Below are 18,245 nucleotides of genomic sequence, written 5' to 3' on the forward strand. Positions count from 1 at the left end.
TCCCACTGGACACGAAAGCCGCCATGTCTGAGAACGACACACGTAGCAAACGCAAGGGCTCCGCCACGCCCGCAGAGGGACTGGAAGGCGAACTCTACGCGAAGCACCAGAAGATCTATCCGCGCCAGGTCCACGGCCTGTTTGCGCGGCTTCGTGTCACCGCGCTGCTCGTGCTGCTCGGTATCTACTACGGGTTGCCCTGGGTCCAGTGGGACGGCCGGCAGGCGGTCCTGTTCGACCTGCCCGAGCGCAAGTTTCACGTGTTCGGGCTTACGTTCTGGCCACAGGACTTTTTCCTACTGGCCGTACTGCTGGTGATCGCTGCGCTGTCGTTGTTCTTCTTCACCGCACTCGCCGGGCGCCTCTGGTGCGGCTACGCGTGCCCGCAGACGGTCTGGACCGAAGCCTTCCTGCGCATGGAACGCTGGTTCGAGGGCGACCGAGCGAAGCAGATGAAGCTGGACAAGGCGCCGTGGACCCGCGACAAGATCCTGCGCAAGACTGGCAAGCACACGGCCTGGGCCGCGTTCGCGCTGTTCACCGGCCTGACCTTCGTCGGCTATTTCGTACCGATCGCCGACCTGATCCCGCGTTTCTTCACCCTGAACACTGGCGCCTGGGAGACCTTCTGGATCCTGTTTTACGGTTTCGCGACCTGGGGCAACGCGGGTTTCATGCGCGAGCAGGTCTGCATCTACATGTGCCCCTACGCACGTTTCCAGAGCGCGATGTTCGACAAGGATACGTTGATCATCTCCTACGACGAGGAACGTGGCGAACCACGCGGACCACGCAAGAAGGGGGTGGATCACAAGGCGAAGGGACTGGGCGATTGCATCGAATGCACGCTTTGCGTGCAGGTCTGCCCGACCGGAATCGATATCCGTGACGGGCTGCAGTACCAGTGCATCGGCTGCTCGGCCTGCGTCGACGTCTGTGACGAGGTGATGGAGAAAATGAACTACCCGAAGGGGCTGATCCGCTACACCACCGAGAACGCGATGGCAGGCACACCCGCGAAGATTCTGCGCCCGCGCGTGATCCTCTATGGGATGCTGCTGCTGGTGCTGCTAGCCGGCTTCGTGTACGGAGTGGGGGCACGCAATCCGGTCGGTATCGATGTGATCCGCGACCGGAACGTGCTATACAGGGATTTGCCGGACGGCCAGGTCGAGAACGTCTACACCCTGAAGCTGACCAACCGCAGCAACGAGACACGCCATTACGTGATCGACGTCTCGGGCGTCGAGGGCGCCGAACTCGCCTGGGAAGAAGGCAGTTTCGTGGAGGTGCCCCCGGGACGGGTGATCGAGTTCCCGGCGAGCGTACGGGTCGATCCTGCGGCGCTGGACCGCGCCAGTTCGGAGCTGATGTTCCACGCGCAGGTCGTCGATCGACCCGAGTTGAGCAACGAGCGATCGAGCCGGTTTGTCGGCCCGATTCGCTGACGGAACAGGAAGAGAAGCATGCGTTATCCTCGCGAAGACAGCGACCCCTGGTACAAGCATTTCTGGCTCTGGTTCGTGATCACGCCACCGTTTGTCGGCATCCTGCTGGGCGGCCTGCTGGTGACCGCGGCCACTTACGACCCGGACGGACTGGTCGTCGATGACTATTACCAGGAAGGACGCGGAATCAACCACTCCATCGAGCGGGCCGAATTCGCGCGTAGCCTCGGGCTCTCGGCCGCGGTCCTGATCGAGGGCGAGCGCGTGTGGCTGCACCTGAACAGCAATGTGACGATCCCGAGCGACGGCCTGGAACTGACATTCGTTCACCCGACCCGCAACCACTTCGACCGGACGCTCGTACTCGGCTACGATGCGGGGCGCGGCCTGCATTACGCCGATGTCAACCCACTGCCGGAAGCCCGCTGGCACCTCCAACTGGAGCCCGAGAATGGCGCCTGGCGACTGCGCGGCCGACTCGATGCGCTCGATGCTCACGAGGTCGTGCTGCAACCCAGCACCTGAGAGAGACCGCCGCAGCCCACCGTACCCCGTGGGCATCGGGCTGCGTTGGCCCTGCGGCGCGGCCGTGCCGGCGGGGATCGGGTGACAGCCAGGCCCACGAACAGCCCGGATCCTGAACATGCAAGCGAACCCGATTTTCAACGCCGACTTGATCCGCCGTTACGACAAGGCGGGACCACGGTACACCTCCTATCCAACCGCGGTGCAGTTCAACGATGGCTTCGACGAGACCCAGTTCCGCCGACAGGCCGAGGTCAGCAACGCCCGCGGCGGTCCGCTGTCGCTGTATTTCCACATCCCGTTCTGCGACACCGTCTGCTATTACTGCGCCTGCAACAAGGTGGTCACCAAGATCCGGGCAAAGGCCGTCCCCTATCTGGACGACCTCTATCGGGAAATGGCATTGCAGGCGGCCCTGTTCGAACCGGGCCGGCACGTGGAACAACTGCACTGGGGCGGCGGCACGCCCACCTTCCTGAGCCTCGACCAGATGCGCGAACTGATGGCCCGAACCGGGCAACATTTCGCGCTGAAAACCGACGACACCGGCGAATATTCGATCGAGATCGACCCGCGCGAGGCCGACGCCGGCACGGTCGCGGTGCTGCGGGAACTGGGTTTCAACCGGATGAGCCTCGGCGTACAGGATTTCGATCCGACCGTACAGCAGGCCGTCAACCGCATTCAGTCCGAGGGACAGACACTCGCGGTGCTGCAGGCGGCCCGGGCCGAGGGCTTCCATGGCATCAGCGTCGACCTGATCTACGGCCTGCCGTTCCAGACCGTCGACAGTTTCCTGCGCACGCTGGACCGGGTGATCGACGCAGGACCGGACCGGCTGTCGGTGTTCAACTACGCTCACCTGCCGACCCGGTTCATGCCGCAGCGACGGATCAATGCAGTTGACCTCCCTGCCCCTGCGGTGAAACTCTCGATCCTCGAGGCCAGCATCGAACGGCTGACCTCGGCGGGCTACGTGCTGATCGGCATGGACCATTTCGCGAAGCCGGAAGACCCTCTGGCAGTGGCGCAGCGCGAGGGCAGCCTGTACCGGAACTTCCAGGGCTATGCAACGCACGCCGAATGCGACCTGGTGGCAATGGGCGTGTCCGCGATCAGCCAGGTCGGCGACAGCTTCAGCCAGAACGTGAAGGATCTCGAGACCTACCGCGCGATGCTGGCCGAGAGCCGCCTGCCGATCGAGCGCGGCCTGGTGGTCAACGACGACGACAAGCTTCGCCGGGCGGTGATCACGGAGTTGATCTGCCACTTCGAACTCGACGGCGACGCGATCGGCGAACGCTTCGGCATCGACTTCGGCGACTACTTCAGTGGCGAACTCGAACACCTCGAACCCTTCGTCGACGACGGCCTGGTAAACGTCGACGGCAACCGCATCCAGGTACTGCCGGTCGGCCGCCTGATGATCCGCAACATCTGCATGACCTTCGACCGTTATCTCGACACCGCGGGGGAACGGCGCTTCTCGCGGACGCTCTAGTCCCCGGCACTGGTGTAACGATTCCCAACGCCCGGGAGACAACCACCACAAGCGACCGCCACCCCCCCGGTCGCGGCCCGGAAGCACCGTCGCTACGGAGCGCGGGGGCGCTCCGGGACAAGATCGACGCTCACGCCTTCCGGGAGCTCATCGACGCTGCCGTCTGCCCCACGGTCGCGCCGCAATGCTTCCGCCAGCGCAGCCCGGGCCGCGGCTTCTCCGTGCATCAGCCAGACCTGTTTCGGCACGGACGGAGCGGCCGCGAGCCATTGCCGCAACTCGTCGCGGTCGGCGTGGGCGCTGAGCCCTTCCAGCACCTCGACCTGGGCCCGCACCCGCATATGCCGGCCGTGCATTTTCAGTTCGCGTTCCCCGTCGAGCAGCGCACGGCCCCGCGTTCCCGGTGCCTGGTAGCCGGTCAGCAGCACGTGGTTTTCCGGTTCGCCACCGTGCGCCAACAGGTGCCCGAGGATGCGGCCCCCGGTCAGCATGCCGCTGCCGGCGATGATCATGATCGGTCCCTCGCGCTTGTCCAGGCGCCGTGCGCGCTGCGCGTGCTCGACGATGCGCACCCGCCCGAACGCGGCGTCCAGATCAGCCGATGTCAGCCGGTGCTCGTCCGGGTAGTTCCGGTAGAGTTCGGAAACCTCGGCAGCCATCGGGCTGCTGAGATAGATCGGCAGCTCCAGTTCGGGCCGACGCCGCAGCAGGCGATCCATCAGCACGATCAGCGTCTGCGCGCGACCGAGCGCGAACGAGGGAACGAGCAGCACCGAGCCGCGTTCGAGCACCCGCTCGAGCAGCTCCGCGAGGCTGTCCAGCGGATCGGCTGCAGGATGCCGGCGATCGCCATAGGTGGATTCCATCACCACCGCGTCCACGGCCGTGGGTGGCCGCGGCGGATACATCACCGGATCCTCCGGGCGGCCGATGTCACCGGAAAACCAGACCCGCTGTCGTCCATCGTCTACCTCGACACCCGCGGCACCGAGGATGTGGCCGGCATAGTGGAACGTTGCCTGCACGGACCCGATGCGCATAGCCCGGCCGTACGTCACGCTCCGGAACTGGTGCAGCGCCCGTTCCACGTCGGCGGTGTCGTACAGCGGCAACGCAGGCCGGTGGCGGGACCACCCGTCGCGGTTCGCCGCGTCGGCGTCCTCCTCCTGCAAGCGCGCGGAATCCATCAGGATCACGCGCGCGACCTCGCGTCCAGGCCGGGTGGTGTATACCGGCCCCCGGAACCCGGCCCGCACCAGGCGCGGAAGATAGCCACAGTGGTCCAGATGGCCGTGCGTCAGCAGCACCGCGTCGATCTTGCGCGGGTCGAATGGCGGCGGTTCCCAGTTGCGCAGCCGGCCGGCCTTCTCACCCTGGAACATCCCGCAGTCGACCAGCAGGCACTGCCCACCAGCCTCGAGCAGGTGCTTGGAGCCGGTGACGCCCGCCGCACCCCCGAAACTCGCGACCTTCACGCCGACTCCCTGCGGACCTTGCCGCGTTCCAGGATTTCCCGGCATTCGCGGCGCACGCGCTCGCGCTGGCGCGCATCGAGCCGCAGCGGCTCGAGCAGACGCGGCTTTTCCAGCAGATCGCGGCAGAGCACCGCACCTGCGTCGATCAGGTTGCGCTTCTGGGCCACCTTCAGGCTGTTCAGACAGGTGAGCGGGTGCAAGCCATGTTCATTGATCAGGCCACGAGTCAACGGGTAGTGATCGGTATTGTGGCCCGCGAGGATCAGGCCCTCGCAATCCGCGTAGGCGAGCGCATCCTCACTGTAGGTGGTGTTGCTCAAGACCCAGAACGCATCGTGCTTTCCGTCTTCGCCGACCAGGAGATCGACGGAGCGCGCACGAAGGTACAGCGGGAGTTTCACGTCGTTGCGATACGTCGCCCGGTTGTGGAACTTGCACTCGGCGAACAGGCGGGCGCCATCGCGCTCGGCGATGATATCGATCTCGTGTTGCACGCAGCGGCCCTGCACAAACCGATTGTAGTGCACCTGATAGCCCATCGCCTCGAACAGCCGGCCGCAGAACTGCTCGAACGGAAACCCGCTGGGCCCGAGATCGATCAGCGCCCGCTTCAGGCTGTAGGTGATCGCGGTCCCGCGCGATCGGCGCTGAAGTGCCTTGCGCGCCATGCGGTACAGCTTTCCGGTGGTGATGCCGTCGCGCAGGCGTGGCTCGACATCGGCGAGGACCTCCTCCGCCATCGCCTTGCCGGCACCTGCCCAACGCAGGGATCTACGGAGCTTCTCGCGCGAATACGCTTCGCGCTGCCCGTCACTCTTGCGGACCTCGATCCCGCCCTCCGCCGGGTCCCCGCGCTGCATCACCCCGCCCGCCTGTACACCCTGTCGCCTCCCGCAAACCCGAGGTCCGTCTTCACGTCGGCGGCTCCCGCAATCGTTCCGACCGCGTTGCGCGCAGCCCACCGCCGATCGCCGCGGCTGTGCATATCGAGCATAGCGCAACGCTGCCCCAACGCGCGATTCCAGTGGCGATCAGCAAAAGCGAAGGGCCCGGGTTCGCGGGAACCCGGGCCCTTCCTGCCATCAGACAACGCGTCAGAACGTCTTGGACCAGCCGACCCAGACCTTCAGGTCATCGGAGTTCGAGCTGCCAAGAGCGTCGGTCTCGCCGATATCCGCATACTCGAGATTGAACGAGAACTCGCCGTAGGTGGCGGCGTCCTTCACCAGGCTGGCCGCGAAATGTCCGTAACTGGCGCTCACTCCATCCTTACCGTCGATGTCGAAGTCGTAGTAGCCCAGCGTCAGGCCCAGTGCGAAGTCCTCGGGCAGCGGGATGTCCGCACCGATGTAGTAGTAGATATCTCCGGTATCGAACAGGTCATCGTCATTGTCGCTGTTGACGGTGTAGGCCAATCCCGCCTTGAACATGTTGAAACTGACTTCGCCGTAGATCTCGCCGAAATCGATGCTGTCGCTGGAGTCCGGGTAGGCATAGTAGAGGTAGCCGACATCGTAGCCGATGCCGTTGCCCAGCTCGCTCGCGAATCCCAGATACAGATCGAGCTCGTAGCCCGTGTCGTCGCCGAAATCGACGTTCGACGCCCAGGTGCCGGCGTAAAACCCGGACTCATGCTCGAAGTCGAGGCCTCCCTGAATGGCGGCGGAGTCGTCGGTCTGGGTTACCCCACGGAAGAGGTAGTTGGACACCACGCCGATGTTCGCAGCGAGCTCGGCCGAGGCGGTGGAACTCAGCGCAAGTCCGCCCGTGGACACCATCGCGATCGCGGCTGCTGAAACGGTGGAGCGGGTGAATCTCTTCATCTTCGGTTCTCCTGATGGGTATGGGTCGGTGGAATTACGGATTCAACGTTGTTGACGTGTCGCTCATCGACAGACCAGCTCCCAGCACGAGGCGTGCCAGGAACGCCACGGGGCCGAATCGGGTGCTTACAACAGTTGTTGCCGTGATGTAACAGCCCGCTGCCCCAGGGGGGTGCGGGCAACCCAGAGATACGCATCAACCTGGTGCACAGGTTTCACCGGCGACACAGGAATGACATCTGAATCACGGTGCCGATCGGACCGGACGGGAACGGCCGACCGGCATCCGGCATTGTCCAGCCGGTACTTTTGTCCGAGACTCGGGCTTCCCAGCGGAACTGGATGCAGGCATGCCCGAGACGATACGCGGCTACGACGAGATCCCCTACGAAAGCTTCCCGATCACGGAGACCCACCCCGACCGGCTCGCCGCGATCGGCCAATTGTTCGGCCTAAAGGCGCCGGATCCCCGCCGCGCGCGCGTGCTGGAACTGGGCTGCGCGGCCGGCGGGAACCTGCTCCCGGTCGCCTGGTTCCTGCCCGAAAGCCGCTGTGTCGGGATCGAGCTTTCACGAGAACAGGCCCTGCGCGGCAAGTCCCTCGCCGAGGCGATGGACCTGAACAACCTGACCCTCGAACACCGCGATATCCTGGATTTTCCGCTTGCAGGCGAGGCCTTCGACTATATCGTGGCGCACGGCGTGTTTTCCTGGGTTCCCGAGAACGTGCGCGAACACATTCTCGCGCTCTGCGGATCGCGCCTGGCGCCCGGGGGCATTGCCTACATCAGCTACAACACGCTGCCCGGGGGTCGCCAGCGGGCAATGCTGCGCGACATGTTCCTGCACCACCTGCGCGGCCGCGAATCTCCCCGGGAGCGGCTTTCCGGAGCGCGGGAATTACTCGACTTTCTCGCCACCCCGCTCGAGAAGACGCCCGCCGGCCACGAGTGGCTGCAGCAGGAACTGCAGTACCTGCGTAGCGCACGGGACAGCTATCTCTATCACGAGTATCTCGAGGACCGGAACGATCCCCTGCTCTTCGCCGACTTCGTTGCGGCCGCGTCGCGGCACGGGCTGCAGTACCTGGCCGACAGCCAGTTGCATACCCTGTTCCCGTCGACGCTCGGGCCGGCCGCGGAACAAGCGCTCTCCCGGTTCGACGACCTGGTCTGCGAGCAGCAGTACGCCGATTTCCTGCGCCTGCGCCCGTTCCGTCAGTCCCTGCTGTGCCGGTCCAACGACCCGTTGGATCGCGACATCGACCTCGATACCCTGCTGTCGCTGCCGCTGTATGCGGACCTGGTTCCGGCACGGAACGGGCCCCGCTTCCGCAATGCCGCCGGACAGGAGTTTCGGGTCGACGATCCGCTCACCCGGGCGGTGCTCGGCGTGCTGGCCGCGGCAACTCCCCGCGCCCTCACGCTGACCGAGGCGTGGCCACAGGCCGTGGCCTCCCTGTCCGCGAAGCAGCGGGCAAGGGCCACGGACGGAATCCCGGCTACCCTGGCATCGGCGCTGTTCAACCTGTTCGTCTCCGGTGGCGTGCAGGTCACGCGGATCGGGTCGGAGGCGTGGCGACGCGAAGTGCCGGTTGGGTCGTCGGGTCCCTGCGCCTCCCGGCTCGCGCGCACACTGGCGCAGCGTGGGGAGGCACTGATTCCCACCCCGCGCCACCAGGCGCTGGAGCTCGATCGGGTTTCCCGCCGGATGGTCGTGCTGCTCGACGGAACCCGAAACGCCCCACAGATCGTCGACGCGCTGCTGTCGGAGGCGGCTTCGGACGCGGACTGGGCCCGGTCGCTGGGCGGCGGACCGCCCGAGCGACTCCTACCGAAGCTGCGCACCAGTCTGGACCGGCTGCTCCGGCTGCTAGCACACCACGGGCTGGTGAAGATGCCGTGACCTCGAGACGGGCCTTTATCTGAACCCCATCTTTAGGAATACTGGGCTCCTCCGTGCCACCCAGCTCATCGGATCGAGACATGACCCTGCTCGGCCTATTAGAAGAATACGTCCGTGACGGAACCCTGAGACTCGAACTGCCCGACGGTTCCCGCCGCGAATTCGGGTCGGGAACCCCGCAGGCCAGCATCCACTTGCACGATGCCGCGGTGATGCGCCGGATCGCGTACGATCCCGGCTTCGAGTTTGGCCAAACCTACATGGAGGGCGGCTGGGATCCCGGCCAGCACGGCCTGCGGGCGGTGCTGGACATCACGATGCGGAACTTTGCCGCGATGTTCGCGCAACGAGCGCGCCACCCGCTGGGGATCCTCCGCAAGCTGCTGCAGCAGGGGAACCGGGTCCGCCGAGCGTACCGGAACGTGGCGCATCACTACGACCTGGACGAGTGGCTGTTCCGGCGTTTTCTGGATCGCGGAATGTTCTATTCTTGTGCCTACTTCGAGCGGCCGGAAATGACGTTGGAACAGGCACAGGAGGCCAAGTGCCGCATCATCGCGCGCAAGCTGTGTCTGCAGCCGGGGATGCGCGTGCTGGACATCGGCAGTGGCTGGGGCGGGCTCGCCATGCATCTGGCCGAGCACCATGGCGTGCGCGTGGATGGACTGACCCTGTCGCGCGAGCAGCTGCGGGTGGCGAGTGAGGAGTGTACCCGGCGCGGTCTTGACGACCGGGTCGAATTTCACCTTCGGGACTACCGGGAACACCAGGGGCGGTACGACCGTATCGTGTCGGTTGGCATGTTCGAGCATGTCGGTCAACCCTATTACGGGGCGTTTTTCCGCCAGGTCGACGACCTGCTCGGCGATGACGGCGTGATGCTGCTGCATACCATCGGACGCACCAACCCGCCTGGAACGACGAATGCGTGGCTGCGCCGGTATATCTTCCCGGGCGGCTACACCCCCGCGCTCTCGGAACTGACTGCGGCCAGCGAACCGACCGACCTGATGATCACCGACGTCGAGGTCTGGCGCTTGCACTACGCAGATACGCTGGCCGAATGGTTCCGCCGGTTCCAGGAGATCCGCGCGGAAGCCGCGGAACACTTCGACGAGCGTTTCTGCCGCATGTGGGAGTTCTACCTGGCCTCCTGCGAGGGCACCTTCCGGCACTGGGACCAGATCGTGTTCCAGGTGCAATTATCGAAGGATCGCCAGACCGTACCCATCACGAGGGACTATCTCTGTGGCGACTGAACCCGATCCCGATGCTGGATCCCCGCCCGTGGCACTGAAGGCCGGCAGGGTCCGCGATGCGGGCCCTGCCGGCAGAGGTCTCCGATGAAGCGCCGGCGGATCGATGAAGGCCTGGTGATCGTCGGCCTGGTGCTGATCGGCATCGGCGGCTACGCGCTGTACCAGGGCGAGATCTTCCTGAGCCGGCTGACCGTCAGCGAAGGGCAGAGCATGGGCGGCATCGGCGCCCTGGTGATCGGGGCGCTGTTCGTGGCCGCGGGGATCTACTTCCTGTTCCAGTCCCGCCGCTGACCCGTCATGGCGCCGGGCGGGCCGCAGCGGTGTCCTGCGGCTGTGTCAACAGGTCCCTCAACGTCGCCGACTCGAGCGCCTGCACGCGGGATCGTTCCACGCGCGCCACCACGTCTTCCACCGCGGGTATCCCGGCCAGACGCAGATAGCGTTCGGTGTCTTCCCCCTCCCGCAGCGCGGTCAGGATCTGGTTCACCTGGATCTCCGCGAGGTCCCGCCCCGGGAGATACCGCGGGTCATCGTCGCCGGTCACGACCAGCAGACCCGCCCGGGTCAGCACCCGGGCGATCCCTGCGAGCGCCCGGCTCGGTACCTGCAGGCGGTAGGCGACCTCGTCCAGCGCCGGGGCCTTCTCGCCGGACAGGAAACGGGCCCCCACCTCGGCCATCAGGTGCAGTCCCAGGCGTTCACGCATTGCCGCAGAGACCCGCATGCCGGCTCCTCGTACGCGCATATACTCGGGGTGCTGGATGTAGAATGCGATGTTCGAACCGATCAGCAGAATCAGCCACGCGAGATAGAGCCAGATCAGCAGCATGATCATGATCGCAAATCCGGAGTAGATCGCGTCGTAGCGGGTCGACCCGGCGACTAGCGCCGCGAACCCCCATCCCGCCCCCTGCCACAGCAGACCCGCGACCACCGCACCGATGATCGCCGGTACCAGGCGGACACGGGTATTGGGAACGAACACGTAGATGAACGTGAACGCCGCGACGATCAACGCGAACGGCAGCAGGTTCGACGCTGCCACGAACAGACTCCCGATGGGCTCGACGGCCGTGATGCGCTGCATCAGGGTCGAAGACATCACGGTCGCGGTCACACCCAGTGCCGAAACGACCAGAAGCGGGCCGATCATGATCACCGACAGGTAATTGCTGAAGCGCTGAGAGAGGCTGCGCGTGCCCTCGATGTGCCAGATGCTGTTGAACGCCAGCTCGATCTTCTGTACCAGCGCGATCACGGTGTAGACGAGGAAGATCAGCCCGATGAAGCCCAGAACCCCGACACGCATGTTGTCCACGAACGACAGCACGTTCTCGGTGATCTCGACGCCCTGCTCGCCCAGAGGCTCCAGCAGTCCGAGCATCAGCGGCTCGACCGCGTTGTGGGCCCCGAAGGCCTTCAGCACGGAGAACGACAGCGCCAGCAGCGGCACCACGGACAGCAGCGTCGTGTAAACCAGGCTCATCGCACGCAGCGTGAGCTGACCCTCGGTGGCCTCGCGGATGATCCCGCCCAGGCCACGCAGGATTCCGACGAGCAGTGCCTGCACTCGGGGCAGTGCCGCCAGGTCGGCCCGGTTCAGCAGGTAGTCCGCCTTCCCGCGCCACTGCGCCAGAGACCCGGCCGCGCCCCGTTCAGGGCTCATTTTCGCTGCCAGTTCCCGCGGGCATCCTGGTACCAGTAACCCGAGGGCGCCTCCTCGACCCAGACCCGCGCAAAGGTCTCGCGCACGTTGGGTTCCCAATCGGGGCGGTTGTTGGCGCGCGCGATCTCCCGGTACAACGCGGAACGATCGGCGTTCTCCTCGTTCACCAGCCGCTGCACCTGCCCCCTGTCCCGCAGCGGCACCGCCGAAAGATCCCGGACCGCCACGAAACCGTCATTGCCGAATCCAACCGCCCCGCTGCGCAGGTGCGGCGCCAGGTCGGCATTGCGGGCGCGCATGGACGCACGAATCCGGTCGGTTGCGGGCGTCTCGATGCGCAGATCCGGAGACTGCTGGGCCGCGGCGGGGGCCACCACGCGGTCCAGCGCCATCGCCAGCAGCGACAGGCCGGCGGGCGCACCCCTGCGGCTGGTGGGCTCCGGAGCGTCCTGCGGCTCGGCTGCCGGCACGTCGTCCGGGGTCTGGAGCACCTCGCGGACGATCACGCGGGCGGCCTCCTCCGCGGCGGCCGCCGGGAAGTAGATGTGAATCGTGACACAGGCGCTGGTCAACAGCGCCATCAGGGAGAGCACCACCAGGTGCTGCATGGCCTTCATCTGTCTGCTCCTCGAGGCAATGGCTGCAAGCCGCAGAATTCCATGAAACGCATCTTACTGTACAACAGGACCCGGGCCGTCTCGAACGGCGTTCAGACGGCGGATCAGTTCGGGCCAATCCACCCGCCGGTTGTGACCCACCACGTCGATCCTTGGGAGACCACCGCCCTGCACCAGCACGAACGACCCGTCGGCGCGGTCGGCCACACCCGACATCCGGCAGACCTTGCCTTCCAGATCACAGGCGAAGCCGATCCGGCGATACCCGAAATCCTCGAAGAACTGCAGGAACGCAGCCGAGATCGCACCCTGCAGGCCGCCGCCGAGTTCGGTCAGGTTCTGCACCGCACGCTGACTGATCCGGCGCCGCCCGGGATCCTCATCCGCAGTGGCGATCGCAAGCCGCATGCGCTCGGGCTGCCAGCCGACCAACAGCAGATCCTCGGCCTTGCCGGAGACTCGCCCCTCCACGCGCCCGAAATCAAATGCCTCGGTCAGCCGCCGCAACTCGATCCGGCGGATGTCGGCGGAGACCTCCAGCGTGGGTGCGCGCCCGAACAGGTCGCGGATGCGCAGGTCACGCAACACGATGTCGCCATCGAACACCTGCACCAGCAGGCGGCCGTCGACACGCAAGCCGTCGATGTCATACCGGACCCGGGGAATCACGCCGGCGAGCTTTCCCGACAGCGGCGGCCAACCGAGCGTGCGGGTCGCGGTCTCGAGGTTCAACGCCCGGATGGCCCCCTCGAACTCGACCTCGGGTCCATCGGGGCGCATCCGTACCTTCAGGATCTCGACGCCAAGGGCACCGTCGAGCGTCGGGATGTCGACGGGTTCCTTCACCCGGACGCCGCGCGGCTCGAGATCGAGTTCCACCGCGAACGAGCCCACCGGGATTCCGAACAGGTGACCGCCCCGATCGAACTCGAAGCTGGCCTGCCCAGGACCGTCGTCACGCCAGTGTGCCTGTCCGGAAAGCGCATCCAGGCCGAAGCGCCCACGCATATCCTCCAGCCCGAACCCGCCCCAGGATGCGGATGCCGCACGCAGCCGCCCCCCGGCAATGGACAATTCGCCCTCGCCCGAACCCTGGTAACGGCTGTCCCCGAGCACCGTTCCCGCGAGCATCGGTCCCAGCAGCAGCTCGCCCACCCTGTCCATACGCGACGCCTCCCAGCGGATCTCACCGCGGTCCAGACGCGCGCCGGTGGTGCGCAAGCCCTGTAGATGCGCGACCGCATGCTCCCCCAGGCGCAGCAGCGCATCCGCAGCCTGCCACGATGCCGTCCCGGTCTGCTGCAACCTCGACACCGACATCTCCACCGGGCCCTCTTCGGAGAAATCCAGGAACCACGGATCCACGAATACCGCACCGTCGGTGAACCCGAGCTGAATGTCGAAGCCTCCGGCGCGATGCACGAACCGGCCGGCGACCGCGATCCCTTCGCCGGCACGGAGTCCCTGTGCGTCGCTGAACGCGAGTTCCGCAACGCGCAGGTCCGTGCGCAGCGACTGCAGATGTTCACGGGTGTCGAGCCTGCCCGACAACGCCAGCGTGCCGCTGGCGATGGTCACCCCGAGGTTCGGCACCGGCACCAGCGGCGAGGCCGCAAGGCTCGACAAATCCAGCCCGCCGAGATCGAATTCGAGGCCCAGGCCCGTCCGGTCGGCGGAGCCCTGGATGCGGCCCCGGCCCTGGAACAAACCGGGCCAGGGCATGGCGAACCCGATTTCCCCAGCAGACCGATCCCAGTGGAATTCCAGAGCCGCCGCGTCCAGTGTCACCCCGGGCGCCCGGGCACTGAAGCGCCCGTCGCGGCAGCCCAGGCGGCGGTCGCCCAGATCGACCGCCGGGCAATCCAGGCGCAGCTCTGTGACCCGGCCCACCGGCTGCGGAAGGCTCAGGGCATCCGCGGTCAACTCGAAACGCGGCTGCCGCTGTTCCAGGAACACCCGCGCGCGCAGGTTCTCGGCGTCCATGGCCTGGTGGACCGCGCGTCCGATATCGATCTCGATCTGGAGCCCCGCCGCCACGCCCGCCCCGGGCACCGCCAACAAGACCGCCACCACTGCCAGTGCCTGCAGAAACCGGCACCGGGCCATGTCCTTCAGCCCCGTCGACCCAGACCGAACAGGCGGATCACCCACCCGCGCAGGGCCGCCCGCGACGTCTCGATCGCAGCCATGGCAGGCCGACACCGGTGCGTGGCCCCGGTATGCGCCTGCGGTTGCGCGAAAGCCCTTCGACGCTGCTGGCCGCGAGCCGATGCCCGGCCGGGCGTGAGGTAAGCGGAGATCCGGTACTGGCACGGGAACTGCCGCCGCGTGGAGCGACGGGACACGCCCGTGTCGGTGCAAGCGCGGCGAGCGACTCCGGGCCGGCACCACGGACGCCGATCGACCAACGATACCAAGCCGGGCGACAGCCGGAATGCCGGCTCAACCCTGGCGATCCACCTCGCAGAGGCGTTCCTTCTCCGGTGGCAGGTTGTCCGGGCAACTCCCGCAGCCCTCGTTGCCCGGCAGCGCCCAGTCGATCTTCTTCGGGTACGGCAGGTCCATCTCGTTCATGATGCGCACGAATTCCTCCAGCGTCCTACCCTTGCCGAGACGCGGGTTGCGCAGCTTCTCCTGACCGATGGTGGTGATCTGGCGTTCCTCGTAGTCGTGTGCCGGGTAGACCAGCGTCTCGTCGGGCAGGGTGAAGAACTTCTCGTGGATCGAATGGTAAAGCGCCTTGGCGTCGCCGGACTGGAAATCGGTGCGCCCGCAGGCCTCGATCAGCAGCGCATCACCGGAAAAGAGCATCGCCAGCCCCCCGTGGTCGAACAGGTAGGCATGGTGCGTATCGGTATGACCGGGCGTGTACAGCGGATTCAGCACTAGATTGCCGATGCGCATCGGCTCGCCTTCGCGCAGGCCGATATCGCGGCACGTCAGGCCGTCCAGCGCCGGTCCGGCCAGTTTGCAGCCGGTGCGCTCGCGCAGCACCCGACCACCAGTGATGTGGTCCGCGTGGATGTGGGTCTCGATCGCGTAATCGAGCCTGAGGCCGAGCTGCTGCAGCACCTCGAGGTCGCGTTCCACGGTCTCCAGCACCGGGTCGATCAGCGCGGTGGTGCCGGTATCCGGACAGCTGAGCAGGTAGGTGTAGGTGGAAGACTCGGACTCGAACAATTGCCTGAAGATCATCGGATCACTCCCTCTGGATGACGACTCCCCGTTTGGGCCCCGCTGGCCGCCGGCGGTTCCATAGGCACACACGGCACCGGCTGTGACCCGACGCCAGGTGCGCCCGTCTGTAACCGCCAGCCGATTTGGCTATGATGCATGCTTTCGAAAACTCTTAGCGGAGAATCCCGATGCAGTCCAGTGAAGTTGCGGAACTCATCCGCTCGCGTCTCCCCGAGGCCGAAAAGGTCGAGGTCACCGGAGGCGAAGGCAAGTTCGAAGCCGTGGTCGTCAGTCCTGTCTTCGGCGGCATGAGCGCGGTGAAAAAGCACCAGACCGTGTATGCGACCGTACGCGACGAGATCGCCAGCGGCGCCGTCCATGCATTGACGATCCGGGCGCTGACTCCGGAGGAATATGCCGGGTCCTGAACCCGACGGGTCCGGCGTGCAGTACTGTGACCCGCACCGTATCGCGGATCTGCGCAAGCTTCTCGCGCGCTACGGGATCGGGCTCGCGGTACATCCACCCGCGGCCAGGCTTCCCGGAAGCTACTGGGGCGAACCCGAGGCCGGCATCGTTGGTAGCACCCTGCACCTGCGCCCCGACACGCCGGTGCATTCCGCCCTGCACGAGGCCTGCCACCTGATCTGCATGGACGCCGCCCGGCGCAGCACCGTGCATACCGACGCCGGCGGCAACGACCCCGAGGAGGAGGCGGTCTGCCTGCTGCAAGTTCTGCTGGCGGATCACCTTCCGGGCGTCGGGCGCCGCAGGCTGATGGCGGACATGGATGCCTGGGGCTACAGCTTCCGTCTCGGTTCCACCGCGGCCTGGGTGGCCAACGACAGCGGCGACGCCCGCGACTGGCTGCGGCTTCATGGCCTGGTCGATGCCACCGGCCGCGTGACCTTCCGGCTGCGCGACACGATGGCGGCGCAACCGGCGGCTGCGTGCAACAATCAGGCCTCGATGGCATAGTGTAACGAGGCGCGCGGCGGATTCCCGCCGTGTTCGAGGGTACCGGATGGCCCGCTCACCCGCACCAGCCCCGCCCGATTGCGCGCGCAGGCGCGTATCATGGCCTGCCGGGCCACCCCCACCCGTTCACCGGAGATCCGCGGCCCGCCGCCGCGAAACCGACTGGGAGCCCTGATGGAGACCCGCAAACGACCGCAACCGGGAGAGAAGCAGCGCGCCGCCGACAAGGTCGCACGCATCCCGGTGAAGATCACGCCAACCGAACGGCCGCTGCGCAAGCCGCGCTGGATCCGTGCCCAGAGCCATACGCAGCCGGGCGTCCAGCGCATCAAGCGCGTGCTGCGCGAGCAGCGGCTGCATACCGTCTGCGAGGAGGCCAGCTGCCCGAACCTGGGCGAATGCTTCGCCCATGGCACCGCAACGTTCATGATCATGGGCGACATCTGCACGCGCCGCTGTCCGTTCTGTGACGTGGCGCACGGGCGTCCGAACCCGCTCGATCCCGACGAGCCCCGGCACCTGGCCGAGACGATCGAAGCCCTGGGGCTGCGCTACGTGGTCATCACGTCGGTCGACCGTGACGACCTGCGCGACGGTGGCGCCGGCCATTTCGTCGCCTGCATCGAGTCCATTCGCGAACGCACTCCGCAGGCCCGGATCGAGATCCTGGTCCCGGATTTCCGCGGCCGAATGGACATCGCGCTGGAGATCATGCGGGCTGCTCCGCCGGACGTGTTCAATCACAACCTGGAAACCGTGCCCCGCCTGTACCGCAAGGCGCGTCCGGGTGCGGATTACCAGTGGTCGCTCGACCTGCTCGAAATGTTCCGGGAGCGACACCCCGGGATCCCGACCAAGTCCGGGCTGATGCTGGGTATCGGTGAGACCCGCGAGGAACTGCTCGAGGTTCTGCGTGATCTCCGCGCCCACGGCTGCGAGATGCTGACCCTGGGCCAGTACCTGCAACCCAGCCGCCATCACCTCCCGGTGGAACGTTACCTGGATCCGGAAGAGTTCGACGAACTCGGCGATCGCGCGCGGGAGATGGGATTCCGGCAGGTCGCCAGCGGCCCGATGGTGCGCTCGTCGTATCATGCCGACCAGCAGGCCCACGAGATCGTGGCCGATCGCCCGACCGGCACCTGAACCCGACTGAAGTACCGTGCGGGCCGGATCGGCCGGCCCGGGCCTCAGCGAATTGGGCGCGCGAAGATTCGCACCAGTTCCCCCGGCAGTGCCGGAACCGGTTCGCGGACGCAGCCCAGCCGCGCCGCGACTTCTGCCTCGAGCACCGACGCGACCCGGTCCGGATCCACGCGCTGTCCGAGTGCATGCAGCGACGTGCTGGCCAGGCCAGGGTGCCCGCAGGGGTTCATCTGCCGGAACATCTCCAGCCGCGGCACGACGTTCAGCGCGACGCCGTGCATGCTGCAGCCACCGCGGATGCGCAGCCCCAGCGCGGCGATCTTCGCGCCTTCGACGTAGACCCCCGGCGCGTCGGGACGGCCGTATGCCGCAACGCCGAAAGATCCGAGTGTCGCCACCACGGCTTCCTGCAGCAGGTCGACCAAAGAACGCACGCCCAGCCGGTGCCGCCGCAGTTCCAGCAACAGGTAGAGCACCACCTGCCCAGGTCCGTGAAACGTGACCTGTCCGCCCCGGTCAATCCGGACCACCGGGATCGCCCCGGGTGTCAACAGATGCTCCGCGCGGGCATTACGGCCCAGCGTGAACACCGGGGGGTGCTCGACCCGCCAGATGGCGTCGGGCGTTGCCGGACCCCGTTCGCACAACTGCAATTGCATCGCCCGCCAGACGGGAACGTAGGGCTGCAGGCCCAGCCGACGGGCGTGCAGGATCGCGGGGTGCACG

The 18,245-nt window shown here is 66.4% G+C and carries 17 protein-coding genes; 9 read left to right on the forward strand and 8 right to left on the reverse strand.

Annotated features, from left to right (window positions below; all coding sequences use genetic code 11):
- Positions 1 to 23: 23 nt before the first annotated feature.
- From ccoG to hemN, 3 genes are all read left to right on the forward strand, one after another.
- Complete coding sequence (gene ccoG, locus TVNIR_RS10235; protein WP_015258960.1) at positions 24 to 1,448, forward strand: cytochrome c oxidase accessory protein CcoG; 1,425 nt, start codon at positions 24 to 26, stop codon at positions 1,446 to 1,448.
- An 18-nt stretch (positions 1,449 to 1,466) separates the two neighbouring features.
- On the forward strand, positions 1,467 to 1,973 hold the full coding sequence (locus TVNIR_RS10240) for a FixH family protein (RefSeq protein ID WP_015258961.1): 507 nt from the start codon (positions 1,467 to 1,469) through the stop codon (positions 1,971 to 1,973).
- 118 nt (positions 1,974 to 2,091) lie between these two features.
- A complete protein-coding gene (gene hemN / locus TVNIR_RS10245; protein ID WP_015258962.1) occupies positions 2,092 to 3,474 on the forward strand; it encodes an oxygen-independent coproporphyrinogen III oxidase in 1,383 nt (460 codons plus the stop codon).
- Between the two features lie 92 nt (positions 3,475 to 3,566).
- Here the strand turns inward: hemN and TVNIR_RS10250 are convergent, their stop codons facing one another.
- From TVNIR_RS10250 to TVNIR_RS10260, 3 genes are all read right to left on the reverse strand, one after another.
- A complete protein-coding gene (locus TVNIR_RS10250; protein ID WP_015258963.1) occupies positions 3,567 to 4,949 on the reverse strand; it encodes an MBL fold metallo-hydrolase in 1,383 nt (460 codons plus the stop codon).
- Positions 4,946 to 5,809 carry an ATP cone domain-containing protein gene (locus TVNIR_RS10255; RefSeq protein ID WP_083499431.1) on the reverse strand — a complete coding sequence of 288 codons (864 nt, stop codon included), beginning with the start codon at positions 5,807 to 5,809 and terminating at the stop codon, positions 4,946 to 4,948. The genes TVNIR_RS10250 and TVNIR_RS10255 overlap by 4 nt, the downstream gene beginning before the upstream one ends.
- A 234-nt stretch (positions 5,810 to 6,043) precedes the next feature.
- Positions 6,044 to 6,772, reverse strand: a complete 729-nt coding sequence (locus TVNIR_RS10260; RefSeq protein WP_043739599.1) for a TorF family putative porin — start codon at positions 6,770 to 6,772, stop codon at positions 6,044 to 6,046.
- Positions 6,773 to 7,122: 350 nt separating this feature from the next.
- Between TVNIR_RS10260 and TVNIR_RS10265 the strand changes: the two genes are divergently transcribed.
- The 3 genes from TVNIR_RS10265 (at position 7,123) to TVNIR_RS10275 (ending at position 10,226) form a co-directional block, all read left to right on the forward strand.
- A complete protein-coding gene (locus tag TVNIR_RS10265) occupies positions 7,123 to 8,676 on the forward strand; it encodes a methyltransferase regulatory domain-containing protein (protein WP_015258966.1) in 1,554 nt (517 codons plus the stop codon).
- An 80-nt stretch (positions 8,677 to 8,756) separates the two neighbouring features.
- Positions 8,757 to 9,935, forward strand: coding sequence for an SAM-dependent methyltransferase (locus TVNIR_RS10270; protein WP_015258967.1), 1,179 nt, complete (start codon positions 8,757 to 8,759; stop codon positions 9,933 to 9,935).
- Positions 9,936 to 10,019: 84 nt separating this feature from the next.
- Positions 10,020 to 10,226: a hypothetical protein gene (locus TVNIR_RS10275; protein ID WP_015258968.1), complete on the forward strand. Its 207-nt coding sequence runs from the start codon at positions 10,020 to 10,022 to the stop codon at positions 10,224 to 10,226.
- Positions 10,227 to 10,230: 4 nt separating this feature from the next.
- Here TVNIR_RS10275 and TVNIR_RS10280 read toward each other — a convergent pair whose 3' ends face one another.
- The 4 genes from TVNIR_RS10280 to TVNIR_RS10295 form a co-directional block, all read right to left on the reverse strand.
- On the reverse strand, positions 10,231 to 11,601 hold the full coding sequence (locus TVNIR_RS10280) for a YihY/virulence factor BrkB family protein (RefSeq protein WP_015258969.1): 1,371 nt from the start codon (positions 11,599 to 11,601) through the stop codon (positions 10,231 to 10,233).
- Positions 11,598 to 12,218 (reverse strand): YdbL family probable chaperone protein, encoded by a 621-nt coding sequence (locus tag TVNIR_RS10285; protein ID WP_015258970.1) that lies wholly within the window; start codon positions 12,216 to 12,218, stop codon positions 11,598 to 11,600. Before TVNIR_RS10285 ends, TVNIR_RS10280 begins: the two co-directional genes overlap by 4 nt.
- Positions 12,219 to 12,272: 54 nt before the next feature.
- Complete coding sequence (locus tag TVNIR_RS10290; protein ID WP_015258971.1) at positions 12,273 to 14,324, reverse strand: hypothetical protein; 2,052 nt, start codon at positions 14,322 to 14,324, stop codon at positions 12,273 to 12,275.
- 336 nt (positions 14,325 to 14,660) lie between these two features.
- Positions 14,661 to 15,413: an MBL fold metallo-hydrolase gene (locus tag TVNIR_RS10295; protein ID WP_015258972.1), complete on the reverse strand. Its 753-nt coding sequence runs from the start codon at positions 15,411 to 15,413 to the stop codon at positions 14,661 to 14,663.
- 170 nt (positions 15,414 to 15,583) lie between these two features.
- Between TVNIR_RS10295 and TVNIR_RS10300 the strand changes: the two genes are divergently transcribed.
- From TVNIR_RS10300 to lipA, 3 genes are all read left to right on the forward strand, one after another.
- Positions 15,584 to 15,823, forward strand: a complete 240-nt coding sequence (locus TVNIR_RS10300; RefSeq protein WP_015258973.1) for a BolA family protein — start codon at positions 15,584 to 15,586, stop codon at positions 15,821 to 15,823.
- Complete coding sequence (locus TVNIR_RS10305) at positions 15,810 to 16,373, forward strand: hypothetical protein (RefSeq protein ID WP_015258974.1); 564 nt, start codon at positions 15,810 to 15,812, stop codon at positions 16,371 to 16,373. The genes TVNIR_RS10300 and TVNIR_RS10305 overlap by 14 nt, the downstream gene beginning before the upstream one ends.
- 174 nt (positions 16,374 to 16,547) lie before the next feature.
- Complete coding sequence (lipA, locus tag TVNIR_RS10310; RefSeq protein ID WP_015258975.1) at positions 16,548 to 17,519, forward strand: lipoyl synthase; 972 nt, start codon at positions 16,548 to 16,550, stop codon at positions 17,517 to 17,519.
- Positions 17,520 to 17,563: 44 nt separating this feature from the next.
- Here the strand turns inward: lipA and lipB are convergent, their stop codons facing one another.
- Positions 17,564 to 18,244 carry a lipoyl(octanoyl) transferase LipB gene (gene lipB / locus TVNIR_RS10315; protein WP_015258976.1) on the reverse strand — a complete coding sequence of 227 codons (681 nt, stop codon included), beginning with the start codon at positions 18,242 to 18,244 and terminating at the stop codon, positions 17,564 to 17,566.
- Between the last annotated feature and the right edge of the window lies 1 nt (position 18,245).

This window comes from Thioalkalivibrio nitratireducens DSM 14787 (assembly GCF_000321415.2).
Classification (GTDB): Bacteria; Pseudomonadota; Gammaproteobacteria; order Ectothiorhodospirales; family Ectothiorhodospiraceae; genus Thioalkalivibrio; species Thioalkalivibrio nitratireducens.

What these genes read in the sequence shown, in the direction of transcription:
- ccoG (WP_015258960.1), top strand. Translation starts at nt 24, where the DNA reads ATGTCTGAGAACGACACACGTAGCAAACGCAAGGGCTCCGCCACGCCC.
- TVNIR_RS10240 (WP_015258961.1), top strand. Translation starts at nt 1,467, where the DNA reads ATGCGTTATCCTCGCGAAGACAGCGACCCCTGGTACAAGCATTTCTGG.
- hemN (WP_015258962.1), top strand. Translation starts at nt 2,092, where the DNA reads ATGCAAGCGAACCCGATTTTCAACGCCGACTTGATCCGCCGTTACGAC.
- TVNIR_RS10255 (WP_083499431.1), bottom strand. Translation starts at nt 5,809, where the DNA reads ATGCAGCGCGGGGACCCGGCGGAGGGCGGGATCGAGGTCCGCAAGAGT.
- TVNIR_RS10260 (WP_043739599.1), bottom strand. Translation starts at nt 6,772, where the DNA reads ATGAAGAGATTCACCCGCTCCACCGTTTCAGCAGCCGCGATCGCGATG.
- TVNIR_RS10265 (WP_015258966.1), top strand. Translation starts at nt 7,123, where the DNA reads ATGCCCGAGACGATACGCGGCTACGACGAGATCCCCTACGAAAGCTTC.
- TVNIR_RS10270 (WP_015258967.1), top strand. Translation starts at nt 8,757, where the DNA reads ATGACCCTGCTCGGCCTATTAGAAGAATACGTCCGTGACGGAACCCTG.
- TVNIR_RS10275 (WP_015258968.1), top strand. Translation starts at nt 10,020, where the DNA reads ATGAAGCGCCGGCGGATCGATGAAGGCCTGGTGATCGTCGGCCTGGTG.
- TVNIR_RS10280 (WP_015258969.1), bottom strand. Translation starts at nt 11,601, where the DNA reads ATGAGCCCTGAACGGGGCGCGGCCGGGTCTCTGGCGCAGTGGCGCGGG.
- TVNIR_RS10285 (WP_015258970.1), bottom strand. Translation starts at nt 12,218, where the DNA reads ATGAAGGCCATGCAGCACCTGGTGGTGCTCTCCCTGATGGCGCTGTTG.
- TVNIR_RS10290 (WP_015258971.1), bottom strand. Translation starts at nt 14,324, where the DNA reads ATGGCCCGGTGCCGGTTTCTGCAGGCACTGGCAGTGGTGGCGGTCTTG.
- TVNIR_RS10295 (WP_015258972.1), bottom strand. Translation starts at nt 15,413, where the DNA reads ATGATCTTCAGGCAATTGTTCGAGTCCGAGTCTTCCACCTACACCTAC.
- TVNIR_RS10300 (WP_015258973.1), top strand. Translation starts at nt 15,584, where the DNA reads ATGCAGTCCAGTGAAGTTGCGGAACTCATCCGCTCGCGTCTCCCCGAG.
- TVNIR_RS10305 (WP_015258974.1), top strand. Translation starts at nt 15,810, where the DNA reads ATGCCGGGTCCTGAACCCGACGGGTCCGGCGTGCAGTACTGTGACCCG.
- lipA (WP_015258975.1), top strand. Translation starts at nt 16,548, where the DNA reads ATGGAGACCCGCAAACGACCGCAACCGGGAGAGAAGCAGCGCGCCGCC.